We start from the raw sequence: 22,563 nt of genomic DNA, 5'->3' as shown, positions 1-22,563 counted from the left end.
ATGTCCGCGACATCGCCGACCGCCCCGAAACAAAACAGCGCCCGATGCGCAACGAGTACGAACAATCCGAACCCCTCTGGAACGACTACGACCTACGCGCCGAAGCCGAATACGCCGACCTCTACGCACAAGAACAAGCCGCCGAACAAGAACAAGCTGGACAAGAACAAGCCGCGGCCAACCAGACTTCTGCCCCTGCTGAGCAAGCGTCCGAACACGCCGCAACCGCGCCTGAGGGACAGAGCCAAACGTCTCCCCCGCCCGCTGCGGCACCCAACCGCGACCGCGGGCCGACCCGCGCGACCGTGTATTCCCGCGCACCCGAACCGCCGCGATACGACGACATGCTCGCCGAGGCAGCCGCACCACCGTTCTGGCAGGCCGTCCCTCTCCCGGTCGTGCAACCCGGCGACAGCTACCGCCCCTCCACCGTCCTCGACGACTTCATCCGTATGCGAGACCTCTACTGCATGTGGCCCGGCTGCAACAAACCCGCCTGGACCGCCGACCTCGACCACACCTGCGGGTACAACCACAACAACCCCGACGACGGCGGACACACCCACCCCGACGAAATGAAAGCACTCTGCCGCTTCCACCACCTGGTCAAAACCCACTCCGACTGGCTCGACGACCAATACCCCGACGCCACTACCGGCCGCATTCGCTTAATTTTCACCACCCCAGAAGGCCGCACCTACCACGGACCCGCCTGGACCGGAGACGACCTCTTCCCAAGCCTTCGTCACATCATCTTCGACGATTGGGAACATCGCACACCGTTCCCACCGCGGCCCCGAGACAAACCGCCACCACAAACCCGACAACAGACCCGCACCCACACCAAACACGCACGCCGTCAACAAGAACGACAACGCAACCGCCAAAAGAGCGAGGAGAATCCACCACCCTTCTGAACGCCGGCATGCTCGAAGGAGTTTCTTGACAGTCACCCTTGTTTGGTGGTTGACTCGGTGCAACTGAGGCGCAGGTCACATTTGCTGAGCGCCGGTGATTCAAAGGATTCAGTCATGAGCAAAGCCGGATTGACCGCCAGTCGCGAACTCGCCAATAGGTACTCGCTCATCGTCCGCAGTCTCACCCCGAAGGAGTGGGAAGCGCCCAGCCGATGCGCGGGCTGGTCGATCAAAGATCTTGTCGCGCACACCGGCTCGAACTTCAAGGTCATGGTCGACCCACCTGAGCCTGATCCCTCGATGCCTGCTCCCACGACCGCGGAAGAGCTGCAGAACCAGCTTGTCGATGTGCGGCGGGACTGGACGAACACTCAGGTGGCCGACGAGTTCCTCACCAATGTCGACGGCGCAATGGGTGTGCTCGAAGCGATGCAGGCAGACGACCTCGCCTCTGCGCCGATGACACTGACCGATCTGGGAACCTATCAGACACATCAGCTTTCAGATGCGTTCGCGTTCGACATGTGGTGTCACATGTACGTCGATCTCCTCGGACCCGAGGCGCCCGTCGACCGCGAGGTCCCCGATCCGGAAGACCACCTGGTTCGTGCAGCCGTCGACTGGATGTGGACCGGACTACCGCAGATGTGTACGCCGGTGAGCGGCGTGCTCGATCGCCCGCTCGGCGTGCGGCTCACCGGCCCAGGAGGCGGCGAATGGACTCTACAACCCGGTTCGAACCTGCTCACGGTCGAGGCCGGACTGTCCAACGCAGAGACGATGATCTCATCGCCCGCAACCGATTTCATACTGTGGGGTACCACTCGTAGTCCGTGGCGCAAGCATGTTTCGGTAGAAGGGGACTCCGCCTACGCTGAGAAGGTTCTCGACACCGTCGACATCATCTGATGCCGAACAAACTCTATCTGTTGGTGTCTTTGATACCCGGCACAGAACCGCCCGCCGTCACCGTCATCGCCGAGAATGCGCACACCTCCACCGGGCTACCCACCCGGGTCGTGATTCACGATGCCAGCATCCTCAGCGGTCTCGCTCACGAGTCCGAAACAGATGACGCACCACCGTTTGCCGGCTTCATCGAGTTGGACGCCGACCTCACCACACCCGGGCTGCTGTCGTCGCTGACGCAATCGCTGCGGGCCGAGGCGTGCCTGGACTCAGAACGATCAACAGTTCTGGTCGGCTCCGAGTTCATCGTGGTACCTGGCGATGAGCCCATCGTGCTGGCCATGGCCCTGACCCGCCGCGAGGGCATGACGGCAGAGGAGTTCCTCGAATACTGGAGCACCACGCACGCCGAACTCGGAAGCCGGGTGCCCGGATCAGAAGGCTACCGGCAGATCCATCTCGACACCGCATTAACCGAGACTGTCCGGCAACAAGTCGGATTCACCGGCCCACGATTCGACGGCATCGCGGTGGCCTGCTACTCGACGGACGAAGCTTTCCGTGGCGTACTGGCCAACACCGAGATCGCGGGCCCCCTCCTCGAGGACGAGCGCAAGTTCATCAACCACGACCGCTCGGCAATGGTCATCGGGCGCCTCTGAGAGTCGAGGTCAGCGGTGCCGAACCAACTCCTGCTCCTGAAGAGAGACGGCCTTGCGGTCCGCGAGTAGCGGGCCCACCAATTCGCCCTCGAGCGCGAGACCTTGCTCCAACGGCAGGTACTCGGCGCCGGCCAACGACTTCTTCGCGGCACGGAGAGCTTGCGGCGGTTGGGCTGCGAGGGCCGCAACCCATTCCAGGACGGCATCAATGAACGGGGCATCCGGCAACACCGCCTGGACAAGGCCGATACGCACTGCCTCGTGGGCGTCGATCGGGCGTGAGGTGAGCACCATCTCCGCTGCTCGCCCCGCTCCGATCAATCGTGGCAGGCGCTGTGTCCCACCGCCGCCCGGAATCAACCCGAGGCGACGCGTTCGGTTCGATACTCACGACAACCCCACCAGCATCTTGCCGACGTTGCCGCCGCCGAGCATGGACAGAAATGCATCCACCGCGTTGTCGAGTCCGTCGTAGATCGTCGACTTCGCGACGAGTTCGCCCGCGGCAAGCCACCCAGCCACCCGGTCCTCGAACTCGGGCCGGAGATCTTCATGGTCACGGACGATGAAGCCCCTGATGGTGATCCGTTTGAGGATGCAATTCATCAGATGATCGATCGGCGGGCTGTCCGGACCGCCATTGGAGATCATGCCGCACAACGCAACCCGACCCCCCTGCCGCAGGGACGACAACGCAGCGACCAGGTGGTCGCCACCGACGTTGTCGAAGTAGACATCGATCCCGTCGGGAGCCGCTTCGCGAAGCGCGGTACCGATCGGGGTGGCGCGGTAATCGAGACCAGCGTCGAATCCGAGTCGATCGGTCAACAACGCGGCCTTCTCGGGGCCACCGGCACTACCGATGACCTTCGATGCGCCGAGAAGCTTGGCGAACTGACCTGCGATGCTACCGACGGCTCCGGCGGCCGCGGAGACGAAAACGTCGTCACCGCTGCGGATCTCGCCGGCACGGACCAAGCCGCTGTAGGCAGTGAACCCGGTCTGCCCCAGCACTCCGAGCCAGTGGTGTAGGTCGATGCCCCGCGGATCGATCACGGTGGCGGCCGCGGTGTCCACCACCGCGTGGTCGCGCCAGCCGAGCCGATGTCGCACGTACGAGCCGACCGGAATCTCACGATTGCCTTCGACCACAACCCCCAGCGCTGAGCCGTCCAGCGGTGCGTCCACCTGGAAGTTGGTGGTGTAGTGCAATTCCGACGTCGCGAGACGGCCCCGCATCGACGGGTCCACACTCATGAACAAGTTGCGGACCAGCACCTGACCGTCGGTGCGCTCGGGCACCGGCGAGTCCCGGACCTCGAAGTGCTCGGGCAGCGGCTCACCGTCCGACGGACGCTCGCGCAGATAGACAGCTCTGGTGGTGGTGATCACGCCGCTGCTCAAGGCAGTTCCAGAATCGTGACGGTGCCCTTGGAGCCGTCGACCTCGACGAGCGCGCCGTTCGGGATGCGACGGGTGGCGGCTTGCACGCCGGCTGCACAGGCTATACCGAGCTCGCGGCTGACGATCATCGCGTGCGAGCCCATCGCCCCGACGTCGGTGATCGCTCCACCGGACACCATAAACAAGGGGGTCCAGGACGGGTCGGTCTGCGGGGCGACGAGGATCTCGCCGACCTCGAACTCGTCCAGCGCCGCCATCGAGGTGATGACCCGAGTGCGACCGCGAGTGATACCGGGCGAAGCGCCCGACCCCTGCAGCACGTCGCCGACCTTGACGGCATCGACCGCCGACTGACCCTTCCGACCCAGAGTCGACAGCGCCGGCAACGGTTCGCGGGCATCGAGGAAGGTGGGCAGCTCGAGTCCGAACAGCCCCTCCCACTCCTTGTGACGCTCGGCCAACGTGACCTTCATCGACTCAGGTGCGCTCGCCAGGGCGTCGAGCTCGTCGTCGACGGCCATGAACACGTGGTCGGCGGCTTCGAGGTGACCATCGGCATGCAATCGGCGACCGAGTTCCACGAGCGGCACCCGCGCCTCGTGAATGACCTTGATGCAGTTCGTCTTTGCGCGCTCGCGCCAGGCAGCGAAGCGACGGGCCGACGCGAGCGCTGCGGTGAGGGTCGCCTGACCCTCGACGTCATCGCCGACGATCGCAACAGCCTTGGCGAGTGCGTCGTCGGTGTCGGCGGCGTGGTCGCCCAGGCGCGCGGTCGGGGACGCCGAATCGTCCTGCAACCGGAGCCGGTCGATGAGTCCGAGGACGAGTTCGGGCTGGGTCTCCCACGAGACGGACCCGAGGTCCCACTCGTTGGGTCCGCGATATCCGAAGTCGAGGATGAACTGCTCGAAGGTCGAGTCGAACTTCGGGTCGATTCCGGCGACACGGGCTCCGACTCCCCGGACGCCGGCGTCGAACGCGGCCATCAGCTTCTCGTCCGCCCGAACCATGCGACCGAGCTCCCACAACGCGTACGACGGCAGCGCCGAGTCCACGTCGCCGGCGGCGCCGACCAAGGTGACGATCAGGTCTTGGTGCTCGGCACCGAGGAGCTGTCCCAGCACGGCGGGGCCGACTGCTGCGCAGTTGGTGGCAACGACTTCGCCTCGCCAGGCAACGCGCTCGAGCGGCATCACCGAACGAGCCCGCGCGACGAGCGCAGCCGGGGTCAACGAGGTGAGGTCGGGCCGCTCGGTGCGCAGCTTGTCGGCCAGGGTCCGATCCTCTTCCAGCTCGGGGAACGTCTCGGTCGACAATGCCCAGGCGTTACGCGCCGCCAGCCGCGCGGTGGCCTCGGCGTTCTCGTCATCGGGGTGGCCCACATAGGCGGGGATGTTCGGGTCCCCGCCGTACCAGAGCTGATCGACGAGCTCGACAGGGATTCCACCCCGGATGCCGACAAGACGCGACATCGACAGGTTGATGTAGAGGTGTCCGTAGAAGATTCCGGACGAGGCCGCGACATCGGGCTTCTCCGCGAGCGAGTAGCTACCCAGGCTCGCATATCCGAAGTTCCACCCGGGCAGGATGTTCTGAATCCAGCCGAGGTCCGCGCCGAGCGGTGTGATCGGGTCCGACAGCACATCGCTCGCGTTGAGCCGCGTGTAGACGGGGAGACGTGTGCTCGGGTCGGTGTCGACCAACCAACGCTGTTCGGCCATTGCTGTATCTCGTCTCTCTCACATCACCGATCGTGATTCACGATGGGTAGTTTCTTTATTCGGGCTTCACACAGTGTGTGACTTATGACACTCTACATGCAAGACTGTAGTCCATGACAAGTTACTTGTCTGTGGACCAGGGAAGAATCTGCATAGGAGACACTCGATGAAACTGCAAGACAAGGTCGTTGCCATCACCGGCGGCACGCAAGGTATTGGCCGCGGTATCGCCGAGGCGGCTCTGGCAGAGGGTGCGAAGGTATCGCTCAACGGCCGCTCGAAGGAGAAGGGCGACAAAGCTCTGGCCGAGTTCGGCGTCGGTGAACGCGCTGCCTTCTTCCCCGGTGACGTGACGGTGCGGGCCGATGTGGAGGACTTCATCGAGCAGACCGTCGCAACCTTCGGCCGTATCGACGTCCTGGTGAACAACGCCGGCGGCGCCAAGGACCTACAGCCCACCGCCAACCTCAGTGACGAGGAATGGACCCTGGTGATGAACTGGAACCTGAACTCGAACTTCTGGGCCACCCGCCGCGCGTTGCAGCACATGCTCCCGAACAAGTACGGCCGCATCATCAACATCTCGTCGGTCGAAGGCAAGCACGGCAAGCCCGTGTTCACCGCCTACGTGGCCGCCAAGCACGCGATCAACGGCATGACCAAGTCGATCGCCCGCGAGGTCGGCACCGAGGGCATCACCGTCAACTCCATCTGCCCAGGTCTGGTGATCACCGACATCATCAAGAACAATGGACCCGACACGGCCAAGGCCATGGGCATGTCGTTCGACGAGATGGTCGCGTTGTTCGCCGAGGAGTCGGCGATCAAGCGCCCCAACACCATCGAAGAGGTCGCGGCGGTGGCGATGCTCCTCGCCTCAGACGCGGGCGCCGGCATCACCGGGTCCATCCTCAGCGTCGACGGTGGAACGGCGATGTACTGACAGTCAGTCGATCCGGCGTGGAGCCGTCATCTGCCCGGTGACGGCCCACGCCAGACACCTGCGCAGGATCGTGATGAACTCCGGTACCACCCAGCTACCGCGGTCCACGCGTCCCAGATCGTCGATGCCGAGGTCTTGCACATCGAAACGCCCGCGGCAATGGCCCAGCGTGAAGTAGCAGACCGTACCTTCACCATGACCTTTCAGGTAGAGCACCGGTCGGGGCTCGTCCGCCGTGGTGTGACCCTCGGCAAAACCTGTGGACTCGCCCACAAATCGAGTATGCGCGAGCACCTCGATCGGCGGATGGAGTTCACTGATGTAGAGCTCGTCGGTGACCTCGAACGGCTCGACACCGCAGACGAATGGATGCTCGGGGTCGGTCATCTCGACCAGATACGGTGCAATCGGCGGGTGGCCGAGGAACTGGCTGCCCAGTACTACCGGCAGCTCCCCCAGAGTCCGCGGTGTCACGTATTTGCTCGCCGAGCCGGGCGGCGTCCGGTCGATGGCCGAGTTGGTCCCGTGCAGAGCCAGCCAGCGGCCGCCTCGAGAGACGAACCCGATCAACGCTTCTTGCTGCGTCTCGTCCGGCACCCGATTGCAGGTATAGGTGATCAGCAGGTCTGCCGACCCCAGGGCCTCCAGACAGTTGTAGTCCTCGAAAACCCTGGTGCGGACGTGCTCGTACTCGGACAACGCCGAAAGCAGCTGCAGTCGGGCGTAATCGAAGTCATGCCACTGTCCACCGCAGACGACGACGGCATCGAGCCGGCCCGCTGGTCCTGCCATTGGTTCTTCCTTCAGTACCTAGCCGTGCGCGTGGAGTGCTTTGCCGGCCAGTGCCAGATGCGCTTCACCCAAGGCCTCGGCCTGAGTCGGATGCGCGTGGACATGTTGTGCGACATCACCTGCGGTTGCTTCCCAGTTGTAGATGAGCTGGGCTTCACCGATGAGTTCACCGACCCGGGCACCGACGAGATGGATCCCCACGACCGGGCCGTCCGGGCCCGCTGATACGAGTTTGACCCCACCAGAGGTCCGCAGGATGCGGCTCTTGCCGTTGCCTCCGAGGTCATAGACGACCGTCGCGACGTCACCGTACTCCTGCGCGGCTTCGGCTTCGGTGAGACCGACCGACGCGACCTCGGGATTCGAGTACGTCACGCGAGGAATGCCTTTGTCCACGATGGGAACACAGTCGAGTCCGGCGAGTTCCTCGGCCACCAGGATGCCCTGGGCGAAGCCGCGGTGCGCCAATTGTGGTCCGGCGACGATGTCGCCCACGGCGAAGACACCGGGCACGGAAGTCTGTAGCCATTCGTCGGTCACCACGAAGCCACGCTCGAGAGCGACACCAGCTTCCGCGAAACCCATACCGGCCGTGCGAGGGCCGCGGCCCACCGCGACGAGCATGACGTCGGCCTCGAGGTGCGATCCGTCGGCGAGCTCGACGTCGACGCCACCATCGGCGTCGGTCACCGAGCGGAAGGCGGTTTTCGTCCTCAGGACCAGTCCCCGCTTGCGGAACGCGCGCTCGATCTGCTTAGACGTCCAGGGATCCTCCGTCGGAAGCAGATTCGGCGCCGCCTCCACAATCGTCACGTGGGCGCCGAGCGATGACCAGACGCTGGCGAACTCGCAGCCGATCACGCCACCTCCGAGCACCACGACCCGTTCGGGAACGCTGTCGAGCTCCAGGGCGCGGTCGCTGGTCATGACCCGTCCGCCGATTGCCAGACCCGGCAACGACTTCGACTCCGAGCCGGTGGCGAGCACGAGTGCTTCGCCGCGGTAGCGCTCGGTACCGCCGTCGGACAATTCGACCTCGACGGTGCGGTCGCCGACCATTCGACCATGCCCGCGGACGAGCTCGATGTCACGGGAGGCAACGAGCCCCTGCAGACCGCGGTACAGGCCCGCGATGACGTCGTCCTTGTACGTGTTCACCGCGCTCATGTCGACGCCGTCGAGCGTTGCCTTGATCCCGAAGCCCGGCGCCTCCCGGACAGAGTCTGCGACCTCGGCCGCGTGCAGCAGCGCCTTGGTCGGAATGCACCCGTTGTGTAGACACGTGCCGCCCAGCTTGTCGGCTTCGATCAGGATCACCGACATACCGAGCTGCGCAGCCCGAAGTGCACACGCATACCCACCCGACCCACCTCCGAGGATCAGCAGATCGGCCGACTTCTCGCTTGCCATGTCGGAGACTCAGAAGTCGAAGCGGTTGGTGAATCCGCCGTCGACCACCAGGTTGGTCCCGGTGATGTGTCCGGCAGCCGGTGAGGACAGGAAGACAACGGCATTGGCGACGTCTTCGGCGCCGCCGAGCTTGCCGAGCGATGCGGATGCGAGTGCGGCCTCGTACAGGGCGGGGCGAGCGGTCTGGATAGTGTCCCAGGCGCCGCCTTCGAAGAAGATCGGTCCGGGCGAGATGGCGTTCACGCGAATTCCCTTGGGACCCAGCGCACGCGCCTGCGCGGAGGAGTGCTGCAGCACGGCCGCCTTCAATGCTCCGTAGCTGTTGGCCGTGCTGATCGGGCCGGCCTCGAGCGCGGAGGTGGTGCTGATGGTGACCACGGAGGCCGACTCGCTCACCTCGAGATGCGGGGTGGCGGACTCGATGAAGTTGACCAGGCTCATCAGGTCGACGTTGAAGCTGTTGACCCAGGCCTGATGTCCCTTGCCGGTGGCCGCCGATGCGTTGACCACCACGATGTCGATTCCCCCAAGCGCTTCGGCCGCTTCATCGACGAACGACTTCACCGAATCGGCATCGCCCACATCGACCGCCTTGTGGAAAACAGTTCCCTGCTCTGACAATTCACCGGCGACCTCGGCCAGATGCTCTTCACCGCGGGCACAGATGCCCACCGAGGCACCCTCGGCGAGCAAGGTCCTGGCGATCGCCAACCCGATACCGCGGCTCGCACCACTGATGAGGGCGCGTTTTCCTTTGAGATTGAGATCCATCGAAAGACTCCTTTACTACGGTGACTAGAGGTTCATTGCTCCGACATGCGTCTGAAAATCCAGGACGTGGGAGAAGTCGTTGATCGACTGCACTGCCCGCCGGGTGTCGGCTCCCCGGATGACGCTGACCGACGTGTGGTGAACCCGCACGGGCATGTCGAAGCTGCTTCCGAGAGCGTCGGCGAGAACGGCGTTGATGACCCCACTGTGGCAGGTCACGACCACACGCTCCCCCTGATGCTGCTCGACGATCGCTCCGATCTCACCGAGCACCCTGGTCCGGAATCCGATCGGATCCTCCGCGTACGGGAACGCGTCATACCGGCGGGTGCGGATGTGCTCGGAGAAGATCTTCGAGATCTCCTCGTGCGGCAGTACCTCGAACGGCGACTGGTCGGCCGGGAAGTTCTGCCACGGTTCGTATTCCGTCAACTCGTCGCGAACAACAGGGATCAGTCCGTGTTCATCCGCAATCGCGGTTCCGGTGCGTAGCGCGCGGCTCAGCGGTGAGCTGTACACCGCATCAATGTGGCGCTCGGCCAGGCGTTGCGCCACGGCCCGCACCTGATTCTCGCCCAGCTCAGACAACGGCGGGTCAACGGTTTCGGCTGCGCTGAGCTCTTTGCTGAGCTGCTGCTCGCCGTGCCGGACGAGCACCAACTCACACAGTCCGGTCAGTGGCGCAAACGGGTTGTCGAGGTCGATGGATCGGGCACGGGTCGAGTTGGGCACGGGCCAAGTCAACCACAAACTGTCGTCAGTCTAAAGATACTTCCACAAAATGGCAGGTCAGCCGCGATTAATTCGACGTTACTTGGCTCGCGTCACCGCGATACAGGTCACACACTGCCGATATCGGCCGCGAGCTCGCGCACCTCGTCAGAGAATCGGCGCCGCCCCAGATTGGCCAGCGTGGCGTCCTCGGTGAGCCACGACGACACCGACACCTCGAGCAGACTCGACAATGCGGTCGCCGCAGCAGCCTGCTTCGCCTTCACAGAAATGCCGTTGCGCACCCTCAGTTCGGTCGAGAACAGGTTGAGCAGTTCCAGCCGCACCTCGCGACGCAGCGCCTCGATCGACAGGCTCCACCCCGGAGACCGGACGAAGAACACCAGCGACGCCGGGCGGTGCTGGTCCGTCCACTCCAGGAGCCGCACGATGATGTCTCCGAGTGGGGCATCAGGGCTTGCCAGCAGCTGCGCACGGAACTCGTCGAGCAGTCCGGCCGCGTACAACCGCAGGCCGCCCAGCAGGACCTCGTCCTTCGATGGGTAGTGGTAGTACACCGCGGCTGAGGTCATGTGCGCCTCCGCAGCGATGTCGGCCACCGTGACGTCCTCGATCGAGCGGACCGAATACAGGTGCATGGCCGCCTCGACCACCACCTCGCGGCGAGAGGGCCGGTGCGCTGCCCGCTTTGCGCCCTTCGTCGTCGGCGTGCTCGCGGCGGTTTTCCGGCCGGCACCGGCCTGTCCTGACGTCACTCCCTTGCCTGCCATGGGCTAGATCATGACACCCGATGCCCGGATCGTGACACCCCACGGCCCGGCCCGCGGTCACCGCGGCCCCATCTGGGAGTAGCTTGGGGTCACTTCAGTGATCCGCAGGTGGAGGAGGACCGCTGTGCCACGGCGAAACAGCAAGCCAGATGACGACGACGCACCAGGTGATGGCCCCGAGGAGGGTCACGCCGAGCAATGGGGATGGGATTCGTTCCCCGCCGCCGACGACATCCCGGCCACGGTGGTCATCCCGGCCGACCGGGAACCAGAGGTCGAGGACGCGCCCGTCGAGCCGACAGCGCAGGTCAAGGGGTCAGCTCATCGGCCATCGCGACGGCACCTGATCGTCAAGGCCGCCGTCCGCGTCTTCTCCAAGAAGGGGTTCGCGGAAGCGTCGATCCAGGAGATCGCCGAGGAAGCCGGGATGGTTCCGACCGCGGTCTACTACCACTTCTCCAGCAAAGAAGACCTGTTCGAGAGCGCGCTGGGATATGCGATGGACGCCAGTTCCGCTGCCGCGCAGGCGGCCCGCCCGGATGATGTGACCGGCGACGCGCAGTCGTTCAAGGATGTGGTGGAGGCCGTCTGGGACTGGACGGCCGCCCACCCCAATGCCGCCCGCATGCTGTTTCTGCAGATGGCCGGGGGTGCAACCCCAGGCACCCGACTTCTCACCAAGGAGTACGAGGACCGCCACATCCGGCGAGCCTTCGACTACTTCCCCGTCGACGAGACACCTGCGAACAAGCGCTCGGCGGCCGCGCAACAGGCGGCGCGGACACTGCGAGTACGGACGATGATCGCCACCACGATCGCCATCCAGCCGCTGCGTATCGAGGGCGGTCCGCTCGCGACCATCTCGGTTCCGCGGCTGCGCTCGGCGACCACAGACGTGTGCTCCAAGATGATCGAAGGTCGCTGAACCGAACCCGCGAGGCCATTCCCGTCGAGTAACTTGACTGCAACCCCAGTTGAATTACTCAGAAACGGAGTGTGGCCATGCGCGTAGCGGCCTTCACCGGCGGACACTCGTTCGACCGCGACGCCTTCACGGATTTCCTGGGCTCGCTGCCCGGCGAGATCACCTGGTTCGAGCATCCGAACGCAGAATTGAATGCCACCGAACTGGAGGCGTTCGACGTGTCGCTGCACTACGACATGCCCGGCACCCTGCCGGAGCCTGCCGATCCCCCTGCGAGCCTGCGGGCAGCAATCGCCGCCGCGCCTGAGACCGGCCACGGCTACGTGATCCTGCATCACGCCATCGCATCCTGGGCGAACTGGGACGGCTGGGCCGAGTTCGTCGGGGGCCGCTACCTGTACCAACCCGGCGTCGTACGCGGCGTGAGCTGCCCTGATTCCGGCTATCGGCATGCCGTGGCACAGCGGGTCACGGTCGCCGATCCCACCCATCCGATCGTCGCCGGCCTCCCGCCCACCTTCGACCTCGTCGACGAAACCTATCTGTGCGAGTGCTTCGAGGACGACGTCACACCACTGCTGCGCACCGATGCCGAGATGAGCGACGCAGTGCACTGGTCCACCGCCCTCGCGATGTCCGGTCGGCGCGACGATCGTGCAGGTTGGCACCACCGACCGGGATCACAACTGGTGGGGTGGACGAAGACAACCGGTCGCAGCCGGCTGGCCTACCTCCAGCCAGGTGACAAGGCGCCTACCCTCTCTGATCCGACGTATCGGCAGCTCGTCGCCGGTGCGCTCGAATGGGCCGCACGCCTGCGCTGAGCGGTTATTGGAGTGAACGTAAAGAAAACTGTGCTCGTGATCACCTTTCGCTGCTACAGTTAGTGCATTCGGTGCCAAGTAAGGCAGCAGCCCCGACAAAGGAGACTCCAGATGCGACAGATCAAGCATCCGATGAGCCGAGCGATCTACGAGTTCGATGAGGACTACAACGTCCTCGTGACCACCAAGGACGGTAAGACCGGCACTTTCGATCCCGAAGGCCGATACCTCCACGGTGAGGTGAAGTCAGTGGATCCCGAACTCGCCCGCTGGGTGGGCCTGGGCCCCCGAGAACCCGTGCCCATCACCCAGAACCGACGATTCATGGGAGCTGCAAAGCTCCTCGAGAAGATGCAGGCCGACAAGGTGGCACAGGATGCTCTCGCCGTCAGCCTGGAACAAGGAGGCAAGCTGTGACCACGGAAGCGCGCCCTACCCAGCAGTCAGCAACTGACGACGGCTTCATCGAGAACGGCACCGGCTACCAGCGCCTGCTGGAGACCGACACCCACCCGGTTCCGGACATCCTGCGGGAAGAGTCGTACGAGTTGTACGAGGACCAGAACTTCGTGCCGGTGTCGCGCTACATCAGCCGCAAGTACCACGAACTCGAACGCGACCGGGTCTGGTACAAGGTCTGGCAGATGGCGTGCCGCGAGGAAGAGATCCCCGAACCCGGGGACACCCTGGTCTACGAGATCTGTGAGAAATCGATCCTCATCGTCCGCGGCAAGGACATGAGCATCCGCGCCTTCTACAACTCCTGCCTGCACCGTGGTCGCACCCTCCGCGAAGAAGACGGACCGGCGGGCAACGAAATCCGTTGCCCCTTCCACGGATTCGCCTGGAACTTCGACGGCTCACTGAAGTCCATGACCTGCGCCTGGGATTTTCCTCAGGTCGACAAAGGCAAGATGGATCTGCCGCAGGTCAAGGTCGACACCTGGGGCGGGTTCGTCTTCATCAACATGGACCCCGCGTCCGAATCACTCGACAGCTTCCTCGGCGACCTCGGAAAGCACTTCGAGGCCTGGCCTTTGGAAGACCGCTACATCCAGGCTCACGTGGCACAGGTGATCCAGGCCAACTGGAAGATCGCCCAGGAAGCCTTCTCCGAGGCCTTCCACGTGATCACCACCCACCCGCAGCGCGTGGTCGGTACCGGTGACTCGAACAGCCAGTACGACAGCTGGGGCAACTTCAACCGCGGGATCACCGCCAACGGCGTCCCCAGCCCGCACATCAAGTTCGTGCCCACCGAGCAGGAGATGTTCGACTCGATGGTCGATGCCCGCATCGACGAGGACCCCATGGTCACCCTGCCCGAAGGCGTCACCGCCCGGGAGATGTCCGGCATGCTGGCCCGTGAGGGTCTGCGCGACATCATCGGAGACGTCAAGGCGGACTTGATGTCTGACGCGGAGTCGCTCGACAGCATCTACTACACCGTCTTCCCGAATTTTCATCCGTGGGGCGCCTACCAGCGCATCGTCTACCGGTTCCGACCCAACGGCGACAACCACGAGACCTCGATCATGGACGTCTACCTGCTCGCCCCTTTCAAGGGCGAACGGCCGAAGCCTGCCAAGACACAGTGGCTCGATCCTGAGCAGTCCTGGTTGGAGGCAACGGTTCTCGGCAGTTCGGCCCGCGTGTTCGACCAGGACGCATACAACATGCCGAAGGTACACAAGGGCCTGAAGTCCGCTCAGACCAAGACCCTTCCGCTGGCCCGGTACCAGGAAGTCAAGATCCGCCACATCCACCATTTGCTCGCGAAGTGGATCGGCGAGGAAGTCGACGACTGACATGCCGATGATGAGGGCCCTGCAGTACCGCGAGTTCGGGGCCCGCCCTGAGGTCGTGGAGATCGACAGGCCGATCCCGGGTGCCGGCGAGATCCTGGTGCGGATGACCGCCTCCGGGGCCTGTCATTCCGACGAGTTCATCATGTCGACCCCCGCGGATCAGTATGTCTTCGCACCTCTCCCGCTGACCCTCGGACACGAGGGTGCGGGAGAGGTCGCCGAACTCGGACCCGGAACCACCGGAGTCGAGGTCGGCGATTCGGTTCTCGTCTACGGCCCCTGGGGCTGTGGCGTCTGCCATTCGTGCGCACAAGGTAGCGAAAACAATTGCGTCGATGGGATATCGGCTCCCGGCATACATCGGCCGGGCACCATGGCCGAGTACATGATCGTCGACGACGTCCGGCATCTGGTGCCGCTCGGCGACCTCGATCCGATTCCGAGCGTGTCCCTCACCGATGCCGCCCTGACGCCCTACCACGCGATCAAACCGTCGCTTCCTGCCCTCACTCCGGGAACCACCGCGCTGGTGATCGGCGTCGGCGGCCTCGGCCACGTCGGCGTGCAACTGCTCAAAGCGTTGACGCAGGCGACCATCATCGCCGTCGACATCAACCCGGCAAGCATCTCCCATGCCCTCGAACTCGGTGCAGATCACGCTTTCGCCTCGGATGCTGCTGCCGCCGAACGGGTTAGGGAGCTCACCGGAGGTCGCGGCGCGGACGTCGTCTTCGACTTCGTCGGTGCCGAACCCACGGCAGCGCTCGCGCAGTCGACGGTCGCCATTGCCGGACAGATCGTGATGGTCGGTGTCAGCACCGGTGCCGTCCCCGTCGGATATCTGACCGTGCCGTTCGATGTCTCCGTACGGGTGGTCAACTGGGGCTCACGATCGGAGCTGATCGAGGTCGTCGAACTGGCCCGCCGCGGCGCGATCGAGATCGCCGTCGAAGAGTTCGCCATGGACTCGGCGCCGGAGGCATACGAACGCCTCCACGCAGGCACGATCCGCGGACGGGCAGTTGTGGTGCCCACCCGCTGACCATGCCCCGGGTTCCTTTGGGTGAACCTGTCGACCCTGTTCAGACGTTTCCGGAGAGGAACTCCGAGTAAGCCGGCAGATCGAGCTGACCGTGGCCACTCAGACCGATCACCACGACGTCTTCGGCGTCTGAATCCCGCACCCGCGCAACCGCTGCGGCGATGGCGTGAGTCGATTCGGGCGCCGGGACGATACCCTGGGTCCTGGCGAAGAGCACTCCGGCGGCAAACGCTTCGGACTGGTCGATCGCGACGCCCTCGACCAGTCCGAGTTCGACCGTGTGGCTCAGTGCCGGTGACATCCCGTGGTAGCGAAGCCCACCGGCATGGATCGGATCCGGCACGACATCCATTCCGAGCGTGTGCATCTTCAACAGTGGCGTCAAACCGGCGACGTCTCCGTGGTCGTAGCGGTATTCGCCGTTGGTGATCGAGGGACACGCCGAGGGCTCAGCGGCCAGCACCGTCGGATCCGACCTGCCGTGCAGCTTCTCCCGGAGGAACGGGAAGGCCAGGCCTGCGAGGTTGGATCCGCCACCGGCGCAACCGACCACCAGATCGGCGCCGCCGGACTCCACCAGGGCGAGCTGCTCCACGGCTTCGAGCCCGATGACGCTCTGGTGCAGGACGACGTGGTTGAGCACGCTGCCCAGCGCGTACCGCGCCTCGGGATCCTTGACGGCCGCTTCCACGGCCTCACTGACGGCCATCCCGAGGCTGCCCGTGGTGTCGGGGGTCGCGGCGAGGATCGCCCGGCCCGCTTCAGTCAGCTCGGACGGGCTGGAATGGATTGTGCCGCCGTAGGTTTCGATCAGGTAGCGCCGGTACGGCTTCGACTCGTAGGACGCGCGTACCTGCCAGACCTCGACGTCGATGTTGAACAGTGCGCCGGCGAACGCGAGGGCACTGCCCCACTGGCCGGCTCCGGTCTCCGTCGTCAGTTTCTTGACTCCATCCACCGAGTTGTAATAGGCCTGCGCCACAGCGGAGTTTGTCTTGTGACTACCCACCGGGCTCACGCCCTCGTATTTCACGTAGATCCGAGCCCTGGTGTTCAGGGCCTGCTCGAAGCGACGCGCCCGGATCAGCGGCGACGGCCGCCACATCTTGTAGACCTCACGCACCGGCTCGGGGATCTCGATGTAGACCTCGGGCGACACCTCCTGCGCGATGAGTCCCGCCGGGAACAGGGGCGCGAGATCGTCGGGGCCGACCGGCTCCTTCGTACCCGGATGCAGATGCGGGGGAATCGGCTCCGACAGCTCGGCAGCGAGGTTGTACCAGTGGGTGGGAACCTCGACTTCGATGATGTCAGGGCTTTCGGTGGTGGCATTACTTGTCATGGCATCGACTTTAAAGTCCCGGCCCTGCGAGGCGCAGCATTCGGCTAGCATCCGATCGTGATCCTCGCCCGCCTCCGCAACCGCAAGCACTACCACCCGGATCTCCGTCTGGCCTCCGTCCTCGTTCCGGGCCATCCCATCACGAAGCGGACGCTGCCGGCGATGCGCAAGCTGACCGGTGTGGTGCGGGGCAGTGCACGAGCTCAGGTGCATGAGGTCATTCCCGGCGTGAGGGTCAGGGTGTTCCGGCCCCAGGCTCTCGCGTCCGTACCCGGACCTGCGCTGCTGTGGATTCACGGCGGCGGCTACGTGATCGGTACAGCGGCCCAAGACGACAGGATCTGCCAGCGCTTCGCAGACGAGGTCGGCCTGATCGTGGCCTCGGTGGACTACCGACTCGCCCCCGAGTTCGGTTTCCCCACCCCCGCCGAAGACTGCTACGCGGCCCTGCAGTGGCTGGCCGCCAGAGGAGATGTCGACCCGACGCGCATCGCCGTCGGTGGCGCGAGCGCAGGGGGTGGCCTGGCCGCCACCGTTGCCGCGTTCGCCCATGATCGGGGCGAGATCACACCGGCGCTCCAATTGCTCGTCTACCCGATGCTCGACGACCGCACCGCAACCCCGAACGATCTGCATCGACTGTGGGATGTCACCAGCAACCGATTCGGTTGGGCCGCCTACATCGGTAGCGCTTCGCCGGATGCGGCAGCCCCGGCCCGCCGCACCGACCTGACCGGCTTGGCACCTGCCTGGATCGGGGTCGGTTCGCTGGATCTGTTCCGAAACGAGGACGAGGCGTACGCGAAGCGCCTGGAAGAAGCCGGGGTCCCGGTGACATTCACAGTGATACCCGGGGCGTTCCACGGATTCGACGCCATCGTGAAAACCGGCGTCGGACGGAGGTTCTTCGACGAACAGTGCGAGGTCCTACAGAAAGCCCTCAACACTCAATAAATAGCGTCACGTCCCGGATCGAAATAGTGCCCCAACCGACGCGCCGTCAACTGACGAAAGATCTCGCCCGCCGCAGCAGGCCACGCAGACGTGGTCACCGATTCACTGGCCCGCAGCACCGTGACCGACACCAGTGCGACGCGCCCGAGCGGGGTGTCGAAGCCACTCGGGGCGCCCCAGGCCTTGTTGCTCAGCAGCACGCCCATGGTGTTGCCGACGAGCCACTCCCTCGGGGCGGTGACGCCCGGTAGTTCCACGTAGACCGCGTCCGGCGATCCGGTGATGGTGGCGACGAAGTCCGAGCCTCCGGCGGCCCCGTGCGCGGCGACGGCGGACAGGACCGTGAACAGCCAGTGGTTGCGGGCGCTCTCGTCAGCCCGCAGCTCGGGATCGATTGTCTCGACGAAGAACTCGGCGCCCACACCCAGGATCGACCCGCCGGGGATCGGACCGAATGCGGTACTGGTACCCCCGCCGATCAGACTGGGAGCCGACAGCCCGTCGGTGGCGAGCAACGTGGTCCGAGTGCGACGGACCACCCGGTAGCCCCGCATGCCGCCCGGCCACAATTCGGCGTTGTCCGCGAGCGGCGGTAGCAAAGGCTCGTACATCTGGCCGACACCGCGCCACATGTTGTCACGGGCAACCTGGGCCTCACGGGCGCCGGGCACATCCTGAGTCGATTCCTGCGACCCCCTCGTGGCCACCCCCACACCGCCTCCGGACTGCGCCGGGGTGTGTACCGAAGGCGACTGAGTACGTTGCCTCGATCGCTCGAACGTCCGCTGCGTGAACATCAGTTCGTTCGCCTCGGGGGTCATTGCGGGCGAGGGTATCTCGACGACCCCGTCGTCGGCCACCAGAAAGATCAACCGCATCCGGCCGCCGGCTCTGGCGGGATCGACGGGGGCCTGGGTGAAGACCCTCCAGCCGGTCTGAATACGTTGCGCCGTCAGTGAATAGAGGTTGTGCCCGGTGAAGTCGAGGTTGCGGACCCGGATGAAGTCGAGGGCGATGAGCACCGCCGCCTGGGCGTCGGTGGCGTGGGAAGGCACCGACGCCGCCGACGGAAACGGGAAGTACGACCCCGACGTCAACTGCGCGAGCGGTGTGCCACCGACGTACTCGACCAACCACGCAGGTGCCCGGCGCGGATACCGCATCAGGTCGTCCCGATACGCATCGGCATCGAAGATCAGGCCCTGATCGATCGGCCCGTTCTCGCCGTGGTCGAAGCGGATCACGGGTGCGCCGGCGCCGACCGTGATCTCCATGAGCAGGCAGGCGTCGCCGCCCGACTGGTAGCGACCGACCCGAAGATCTCTCGCCAACTCGAGCGCCTGCGCCGGAATCGGGACCGGGTACTGCGACACCTGACCGAAGTAGGTCAGGGCGTACCGCGTGCCGGTCCCCGCAAAACTGAAGGCGACCTTCGCGCCGGTCGCACCCGGTGGCGCCGCTGACTGCAGCTGCGCCGCGATGGCAGCGATGAACTCGGGCTCGCTCATCAGGCGTCCCTGAGAGTTGGACCAGTAGGTCATCGCAGCTCACCTCCCCCGTCGTGTATCCGGTCGTCTGCGCCGCGACCATTATCGCTCAGATTCGCCGCGATGGCCGTCGCCCGTCACGGACGCATGAGGCCTCAGCCGTTCCTGCGGTCGCGCCACTCGCACAGGCCACGGGCGAGATCGAGGTCGTAGTCGGGTCCGTTCACCCCGACGGTGAACAGGGTCACGCCTTCGTCGACGAGCGCATCGGCGAGTTTCACGGCGTCGTCGACGTTGCCTTCGCGGGACAGTTCACTGGACCGGACGATCTCGCTCGGGTCGCGGCCCACCGCCGCGCAGTGATCGGCCAGCACCTGCGATTTGTGACGATAGGTCTCGACATCGACGAACGAGTGCCAGATGTGGGCATGCTCGGCCACGTACTTGAGGGTCTTCTTCTCGCCGCCGCCACCGATGAGGATGGGGATCTCCCGGGTCGGCGCCGGGTTGAGGACCGAGAACCGGTTCTTGATCCGTGGCAGTGCCTCACCGAGGGCGTCGAGCCGCTTGCCTGCGGTACCGAACTCGTAGCCGTATTCGGTGTAGTCCTTTTCGAACCAACCTGATCCGATTCCGAAGATCAGCCGTCCATCCGAGATGTGGTCGACCGTCCGGGCCATGTCCGCGAGCAGATCCGGATTGCGGTAGCTGTTGCAGGTCACCAGCGCGCCGATCTGGATCCTGGAGGTCTGTTCCGCCCATGCGGCGAGCATCGTCCAGCACTCGAAGTGCGCGCCGTCAGGATCACCGTAGAGGGGGTAGAAGTGGTCCCAGTTGAAGGCGATGTCGATACCGATGTCCTCGGAGCGTCGCACCGCGTCGCGGATGTTGCCGTAGTCGGGCGAGTGCTGCGGTTGTAGCTGGACTGCGATCTGTATGGGTGTGCTCATCCATCCAGCATGCCTGAGAGACGAGTCTTAACCATCGATTAACCATGGGTTGGCCGTCGGTTTCTTCGGACCTCATAGCGTTCGGGGGTCTGTGCCAATCCCAACAGCCCAGGGGGCCCCACGGTGCGAGTTCCACTTGCCCTTTTCGACAAAACCGCAGGCGTCTCCAAGCGCTCGCTGGTCACATGCCACTACAAATGTGGCGATGCCTGCTGGCATGAACCGCCGAACACCAGCGACAACACCTACTTTCGCGACATCGCCCGCGCAGCGGTCTCCCGTCGATCCGTGCTGCGCGGTTCGGCGGCAGCGGTCGTCGCGGTCGGCGCGACGTCTGCATTGGCCGCCTGCGGCGACAACAGCTCGTCGGCGAGCCCGAGCAGTTCGGGCACCTCGAGCGGAGGCGCCGGTGCCGCAGTCGCCGGGATGAACTTCACGAGCGTCGCGCCCAACACCGAAGACGCACTGCTCATCCCCGAAGGTTACGAACAGGCGGTCGTCATCATGTGGGGTGATCCGGTGGTGCCCGGTGCCCCGGCCTTCGACTTCGACAACCAGTCACCGGAGGCGCAGGCCCAACAATTCGGGTTCAACAACGACTTCGCCGGCCTCATCCCGATCGAAGGACAGGCCGGCCACTTCTATCTCGTGGTGAACCAGGAGTACACCACCGAAGAGTTCATGTTCAAGGGGTACAAGTCCAAGGAACCCACCGAGCCGCAGGCGCGGATCTCGATGGCCGCACACGGGATCACCGTTGTCGAGGTCACGAGCGAGAACGGGTCCGGCAAGCTCACACCCGTTGTCGGCGAACGCAATCGGCGACTCACCGCATCCAGCCCGTTCACTCTGACCGGACCGGCCGCGGGCAGCGACTTCGTCAAGACCTCCGCCGACCCGGCGGGCACCACGATCCTCGGCACCATCGGGAACTGCTCGGGTGGACTCACCCCGTGGGGCACCATGGTCTCGGGCGAGGAGAACTTCAACAACTACTTCACCGGCGCCGCCTCGGTCACCGATCCGGTCGCCAAAGAACGACTGGACCGGTACGGATTCGACGACGAAGACGACTACCACCAGTGGGGCCGCTACGAGACCCGGTTCGACCTGTCGAAGGAACCCAACGAGGGCAACCGATTCGGCTACATCGTCGAGGTCAACCCGCACGACCCGAACTCCACCCCGATCAAGCATTCGTCGATGGGTCGTCTCAAACACGAGGGCGCAAACATCTTCGTCACCGGCGACGGCACGGTGGTCGCGTACACCGGTGACGACCAGAAGTTCGAGTACATCTACAAGTTCGTGTCAGACAAGAAGGTCCAGCCAGGCGTCGGCGCTGCAGCCATGCAGCACAACATGAGCATCTTGTCGACGGGAACGCTGTACGTGGCGCAGCTCAGCGGCAATGAGCCGGATCAGATCGACGGCTCCGGCAACCTGCCGAGCTCTGGGTCGTTTGCAGGCACCGGAAAGTGGTTCCCGTTGCTGACGGTGACCGACGATGGCGCACAGTCACGGGTCGAGGGGATGACCGCGCAGGAGGTCGCGGTGTTCACGCGCATGGCCGCCGACAAGGTGAACCCCACAAAGATGGACCGCCCCGAGGACATCGAGCCGCACCCGGTGACCGGCAAGGTCTACTGCGCCCTGACGAACAACGATGATCGCGGCACCGACGGCGAAGCGCCTGTGGACGAGGCCAATCCGCGCAACGAGAACAAGAACGGGCAGGTCATCGAGATCACCGACGACCACGCGGGTACCGAATTCACCTGGGATCTGCTGCTGGTATGCGGTGACCCGGCTGCCGCCGACACGTACTACGGCGGATTCGACAAGACCAAGGTCAGCCCGATCTCGTGCCCTGACAACGTCGCATTCGATCCGCACGGCAACCTCTGGGTGTCCACGGACGGCAACGCCCTGAAGAACAACGACGGACTGTTCGCGGTCGCGCTCGAAGGCGAGAACCGCGGTCAGACGAAACAGTTCCTCACCGTTCCGCGCGGTGCCGAGACCTGCGGTCCCATCATCGGCACCGACCGGGTGATCGTCTGCGTCCAGCATCCCGGGGAGGAGGACGAATACTCGGCCGACAAGCCGTATTCGAACTGGCCGGAGGGCGGCAATGCTCAACCACGGCCCGCCGTTGTCGCAGTGTGGAAGCCGGGCGGTCAGATCGGCGTCTGACCAC

At 64.7% G+C, this 22,563-nt stretch carries 22 protein-coding genes; 11 read left to right on the top strand and 11 right to left on the bottom strand.

The genetic code is table 11. From position 1 onward, the window contains the following. The 3 genes from J3S28_RS24475 to J3S28_RS24465 form a co-directional block, all read left to right on the top strand. On the top strand, positions 1-917 hold a 917-nt coding region (locus tag J3S28_RS24475; RefSeq protein ID WP_504970639.1), incomplete at its 5' end, for an HNH endonuclease signature motif containing protein. 114 nt (positions 918-1,031) lie between these two features. After that, the gene (locus J3S28_RS24470; protein ID WP_207843555.1) at positions 1,032-1,826 is read left to right on the top strand and encodes a maleylpyruvate isomerase family mycothiol-dependent enzyme; all 795 of its coding nucleotides are present in this window, start codon (positions 1,032-1,034) and stop codon (positions 1,824-1,826) included. Further along, positions 1,826-2,488: an EthD domain-containing protein gene (locus tag J3S28_RS24465; RefSeq protein ID WP_207843554.1), complete on the top strand. Its 663-nt coding sequence runs from the start codon at positions 1,826-1,828 to the stop codon at positions 2,486-2,488. Before J3S28_RS24470 ends, J3S28_RS24465 begins: the two co-directional genes overlap by 1 nt. 9 nt (positions 2,489-2,497) lie before the next feature. On the opposite strand, the gene J3S28_RS24460 is transcribed toward J3S28_RS24465, so the two are convergent. From J3S28_RS24460 to J3S28_RS24450, 3 genes are read right to left on the bottom strand one after another with little or no spacing between them, the layout of a single operon-like run. Continuing rightward, on the bottom strand, positions 2,498-2,848 hold the full coding sequence (locus J3S28_RS24460) for an enoyl-CoA hydratase/isomerase family protein (protein WP_207843553.1): 351 nt from the start codon (positions 2,846-2,848) through the stop codon (positions 2,498-2,500). Positions 2,849-2,875: 27 nt separating this feature from the next. Beyond that, on the bottom strand, positions 2,876-3,892 hold the full coding sequence (locus J3S28_RS24455; RefSeq protein ID WP_237342040.1) for an NADP-dependent oxidoreductase: 1,017 nt from the start codon (positions 3,890-3,892) through the stop codon (positions 2,876-2,878). Continuing rightward, positions 3,889-5,613 carry a PEP-utilizing enzyme gene (locus J3S28_RS24450; RefSeq protein WP_207843552.1) on the bottom strand — a complete coding sequence of 575 codons (1,725 nt, stop codon included), beginning with the start codon at positions 5,611-5,613 and terminating at the stop codon, positions 3,889-3,891. The genes J3S28_RS24455 and J3S28_RS24450 overlap by 4 nt, the downstream gene beginning before the upstream one ends. 166 nt (positions 5,614-5,779) lie before the next feature. Between J3S28_RS24450 and J3S28_RS24445 the strand changes: the two genes are divergently transcribed. After that, positions 5,780-6,556 (top strand): SDR family NAD(P)-dependent oxidoreductase, encoded by a 777-nt coding sequence (locus tag J3S28_RS24445; RefSeq protein ID WP_207843551.1) that lies wholly within the window; start codon positions 5,780-5,782, stop codon positions 6,554-6,556. Between the two features lie 3 nt (positions 6,557-6,559). Here J3S28_RS24445 and J3S28_RS24440 read toward each other — a convergent pair whose 3' ends face one another. The 5 genes from J3S28_RS24440 to J3S28_RS24420 all read right to left on the bottom strand — a co-directional run bounded on the left by J3S28_RS24440 (position 6,560) and on the right by J3S28_RS24420 (position 11,031). Then, the gene (locus J3S28_RS24440) at positions 6,560-7,348 is read right to left on the bottom strand and encodes a ThuA domain-containing protein (RefSeq protein ID WP_207843550.1); all 789 of its coding nucleotides are present in this window, start codon (positions 7,346-7,348) and stop codon (positions 6,560-6,562) included. A gap of 18 nt (positions 7,349-7,366) precedes the next feature. Beyond that, on the bottom strand, positions 7,367-8,758 hold the full coding sequence (lpdA, locus tag J3S28_RS24435) for a dihydrolipoyl dehydrogenase (protein WP_207843549.1): 1,392 nt from the start codon (positions 8,756-8,758) through the stop codon (positions 7,367-7,369). A 9-nt stretch (positions 8,759-8,767) separates the two neighbouring features. Next, entirely contained in the window at positions 8,768-9,529 is a 762-nt protein-coding gene (locus J3S28_RS24430) for an SDR family NAD(P)-dependent oxidoreductase (protein WP_084891846.1), read from the bottom strand. 24 nt (positions 9,530-9,553) lie between these two features. Next, positions 9,554-10,261, bottom strand: coding sequence for a histidine phosphatase family protein (locus tag J3S28_RS24425; protein ID WP_207843548.1), 708 nt, complete (start codon positions 10,259-10,261; stop codon positions 9,554-9,556). A 107-nt stretch (positions 10,262-10,368) separates the two neighbouring features. Continuing rightward, complete coding sequence (locus J3S28_RS24420; RefSeq protein ID WP_207843547.1) at positions 10,369-11,031, bottom strand: TetR/AcrR family transcriptional regulator; 663 nt, start codon at positions 11,029-11,031, stop codon at positions 10,369-10,371. 124 nt (positions 11,032-11,155) lie between these two features. Between J3S28_RS24420 and J3S28_RS24415 the strand changes: the two genes are divergently transcribed. From J3S28_RS24415 to J3S28_RS24395, 5 genes are all read left to right on the top strand, one after another. Continuing rightward, positions 11,156-11,956 (top strand): TetR/AcrR family transcriptional regulator, encoded by an 801-nt coding sequence (locus J3S28_RS24415; RefSeq protein WP_207843546.1) that lies wholly within the window; start codon positions 11,156-11,158, stop codon positions 11,954-11,956. A gap of 77 nt (positions 11,957-12,033) precedes the next feature. Next, positions 12,034-12,780 (top strand): ThuA domain-containing protein, encoded by a 747-nt coding sequence (locus tag J3S28_RS24410; RefSeq protein ID WP_207843545.1) that lies wholly within the window; start codon positions 12,034-12,036, stop codon positions 12,778-12,780. 111 nt (positions 12,781-12,891) lie between these two features. Further along, positions 12,892-13,197 carry a hypothetical protein gene (locus tag J3S28_RS24405; RefSeq protein ID WP_207843544.1) on the top strand — a complete coding sequence of 102 codons (306 nt, stop codon included), beginning with the start codon at positions 12,892-12,894 and terminating at the stop codon, positions 13,195-13,197. Further along, positions 13,194-14,588, top strand: a complete 1,395-nt coding sequence (locus tag J3S28_RS24400; RefSeq protein WP_207843543.1) for an aromatic ring-hydroxylating oxygenase subunit alpha — start codon at positions 13,194-13,196, stop codon at positions 14,586-14,588. Before J3S28_RS24405 ends, J3S28_RS24400 begins: the two co-directional genes overlap by 4 nt. 10 nt (positions 14,589-14,598) lie before the next feature. Then, positions 14,599-15,630: an NAD(P)-dependent alcohol dehydrogenase gene (locus tag J3S28_RS24395; RefSeq protein WP_207843571.1), complete on the top strand. Its 1,032-nt coding sequence runs from the start codon at positions 14,599-14,601 to the stop codon at positions 15,628-15,630. A 40-nt stretch (positions 15,631-15,670) separates the two neighbouring features. Here J3S28_RS24395 and J3S28_RS24390 read toward each other — a convergent pair whose 3' ends face one another. Then, a complete protein-coding gene (locus J3S28_RS24390; RefSeq protein WP_207843542.1) occupies positions 15,671-16,972 on the bottom strand; it encodes a TrpB-like pyridoxal phosphate-dependent enzyme in 1,302 nt (433 codons plus the stop codon). A 57-nt stretch (positions 16,973-17,029) separates the two neighbouring features. On the opposite strand from J3S28_RS24390, the gene J3S28_RS24385 reads away from it, so the two are divergent. Continuing rightward, positions 17,030-17,926, top strand: coding sequence for an alpha/beta hydrolase (locus J3S28_RS24385; protein ID WP_307797398.1), 897 nt, complete (start codon positions 17,030-17,032; stop codon positions 17,924-17,926). Here J3S28_RS24385 and J3S28_RS24380 read toward each other — a convergent pair. Beyond that, complete coding sequence (locus J3S28_RS24380; protein WP_207843541.1) at positions 17,920-19,467, bottom strand: hypothetical protein; 1,548 nt, start codon at positions 19,465-19,467, stop codon at positions 17,920-17,922. The genes J3S28_RS24385 and J3S28_RS24380 overlap by 7 nt on opposite strands. A gap of 101 nt (positions 19,468-19,568) precedes the next feature. Continuing rightward, complete coding sequence (locus J3S28_RS24375; RefSeq protein WP_207843540.1) at positions 19,569-20,363, bottom strand: LLM class F420-dependent oxidoreductase; 795 nt, start codon at positions 20,361-20,363, stop codon at positions 19,569-19,571. Between the two features lie 123 nt (positions 20,364-20,486). On the opposite strand from J3S28_RS24375, the gene J3S28_RS24370 reads away from it, so the two are divergent. Next, on the top strand, positions 20,487-22,559 hold the full coding sequence (locus J3S28_RS24370) for a PhoX family protein (RefSeq protein ID WP_207843539.1): 2,073 nt from the start codon (positions 20,487-20,489) through the stop codon (positions 22,557-22,559). The last annotated feature ends 4 nt before the right edge of the window (positions 22,560-22,563 follow it).

This window comes from Williamsia soli (assembly GCF_017377795.1).
GTDB lineage: Bacteria > Actinomycetota > Actinomycetes > Mycobacteriales > Mycobacteriaceae > Williamsia > Williamsia soli.
This window is presented reverse-complemented; position numbering and strand designations above follow the sequence as displayed.

What these genes read in the sequence shown, in the direction of transcription:
- J3S28_RS24390 (WP_207843542.1), bottom strand. Translation starts at nt 16,972, where the DNA reads ATGACAAGTAATGCCACCACCGAAAGCCCTGACATCATCGAAGTCGAG.
- J3S28_RS24470 (WP_207843555.1), top strand. Translation starts at nt 1,032, where the DNA reads ATGAGCAAAGCCGGATTGACCGCCAGTCGCGAACTCGCCAATAGGTAC.
- J3S28_RS24430 (WP_084891846.1), bottom strand. Translation starts at nt 9,529, where the DNA reads ATGGATCTCAATCTCAAAGGAAAACGCGCCCTCATCAGTGGTGCGAGC.
- J3S28_RS24440 (WP_207843550.1), bottom strand. Translation starts at nt 7,348, where the DNA reads ATGGCAGGACCAGCGGGCCGGCTCGATGCCGTCGTCGTCTGCGGTGGA.
- J3S28_RS24405 (WP_207843544.1), top strand. Translation starts at nt 12,892, where the DNA reads ATGCGACAGATCAAGCATCCGATGAGCCGAGCGATCTACGAGTTCGAT.
- J3S28_RS24375 (WP_207843540.1), bottom strand. Translation starts at nt 20,363, where the DNA reads ATGAGCACACCCATACAGATCGCAGTCCAGCTACAACCGCAGCACTCG.
- J3S28_RS24395 (WP_207843571.1), top strand. Translation starts at nt 14,599, where the DNA reads ATGAGGGCCCTGCAGTACCGCGAGTTCGGGGCCCGCCCTGAGGTCGTG.
- J3S28_RS24410 (WP_207843545.1), top strand. Translation starts at nt 12,034, where the DNA reads ATGCGCGTAGCGGCCTTCACCGGCGGACACTCGTTCGACCGCGACGCC.
- J3S28_RS24445 (WP_207843551.1), top strand. Translation starts at nt 5,780, where the DNA reads ATGAAACTGCAAGACAAGGTCGTTGCCATCACCGGCGGCACGCAAGGT.
- J3S28_RS24380 (WP_207843541.1), bottom strand. Translation starts at nt 19,467, where the DNA reads ATGACCTACTGGTCCAACTCTCAGGGACGCCTGATGAGCGAGCCCGAG.
- J3S28_RS24420 (WP_207843547.1), bottom strand. Translation starts at nt 11,031, where the DNA reads ATGGCAGGCAAGGGAGTGACGTCAGGACAGGCCGGTGCCGGCCGGAAA.
- J3S28_RS24465 (WP_207843554.1), top strand. Translation starts at nt 1,826, where the DNA reads ATGCCGAACAAACTCTATCTGTTGGTGTCTTTGATACCCGGCACAGAA.
- J3S28_RS24450 (WP_207843552.1), bottom strand. Translation starts at nt 5,613, where the DNA reads ATGGCCGAACAGCGTTGGTTGGTCGACACCGACCCGAGCACACGTCTC.
- lpdA (WP_207843549.1), bottom strand. Translation starts at nt 8,758, where the DNA reads ATGGCAAGCGAGAAGTCGGCCGATCTGCTGATCCTCGGAGGTGGGTCG.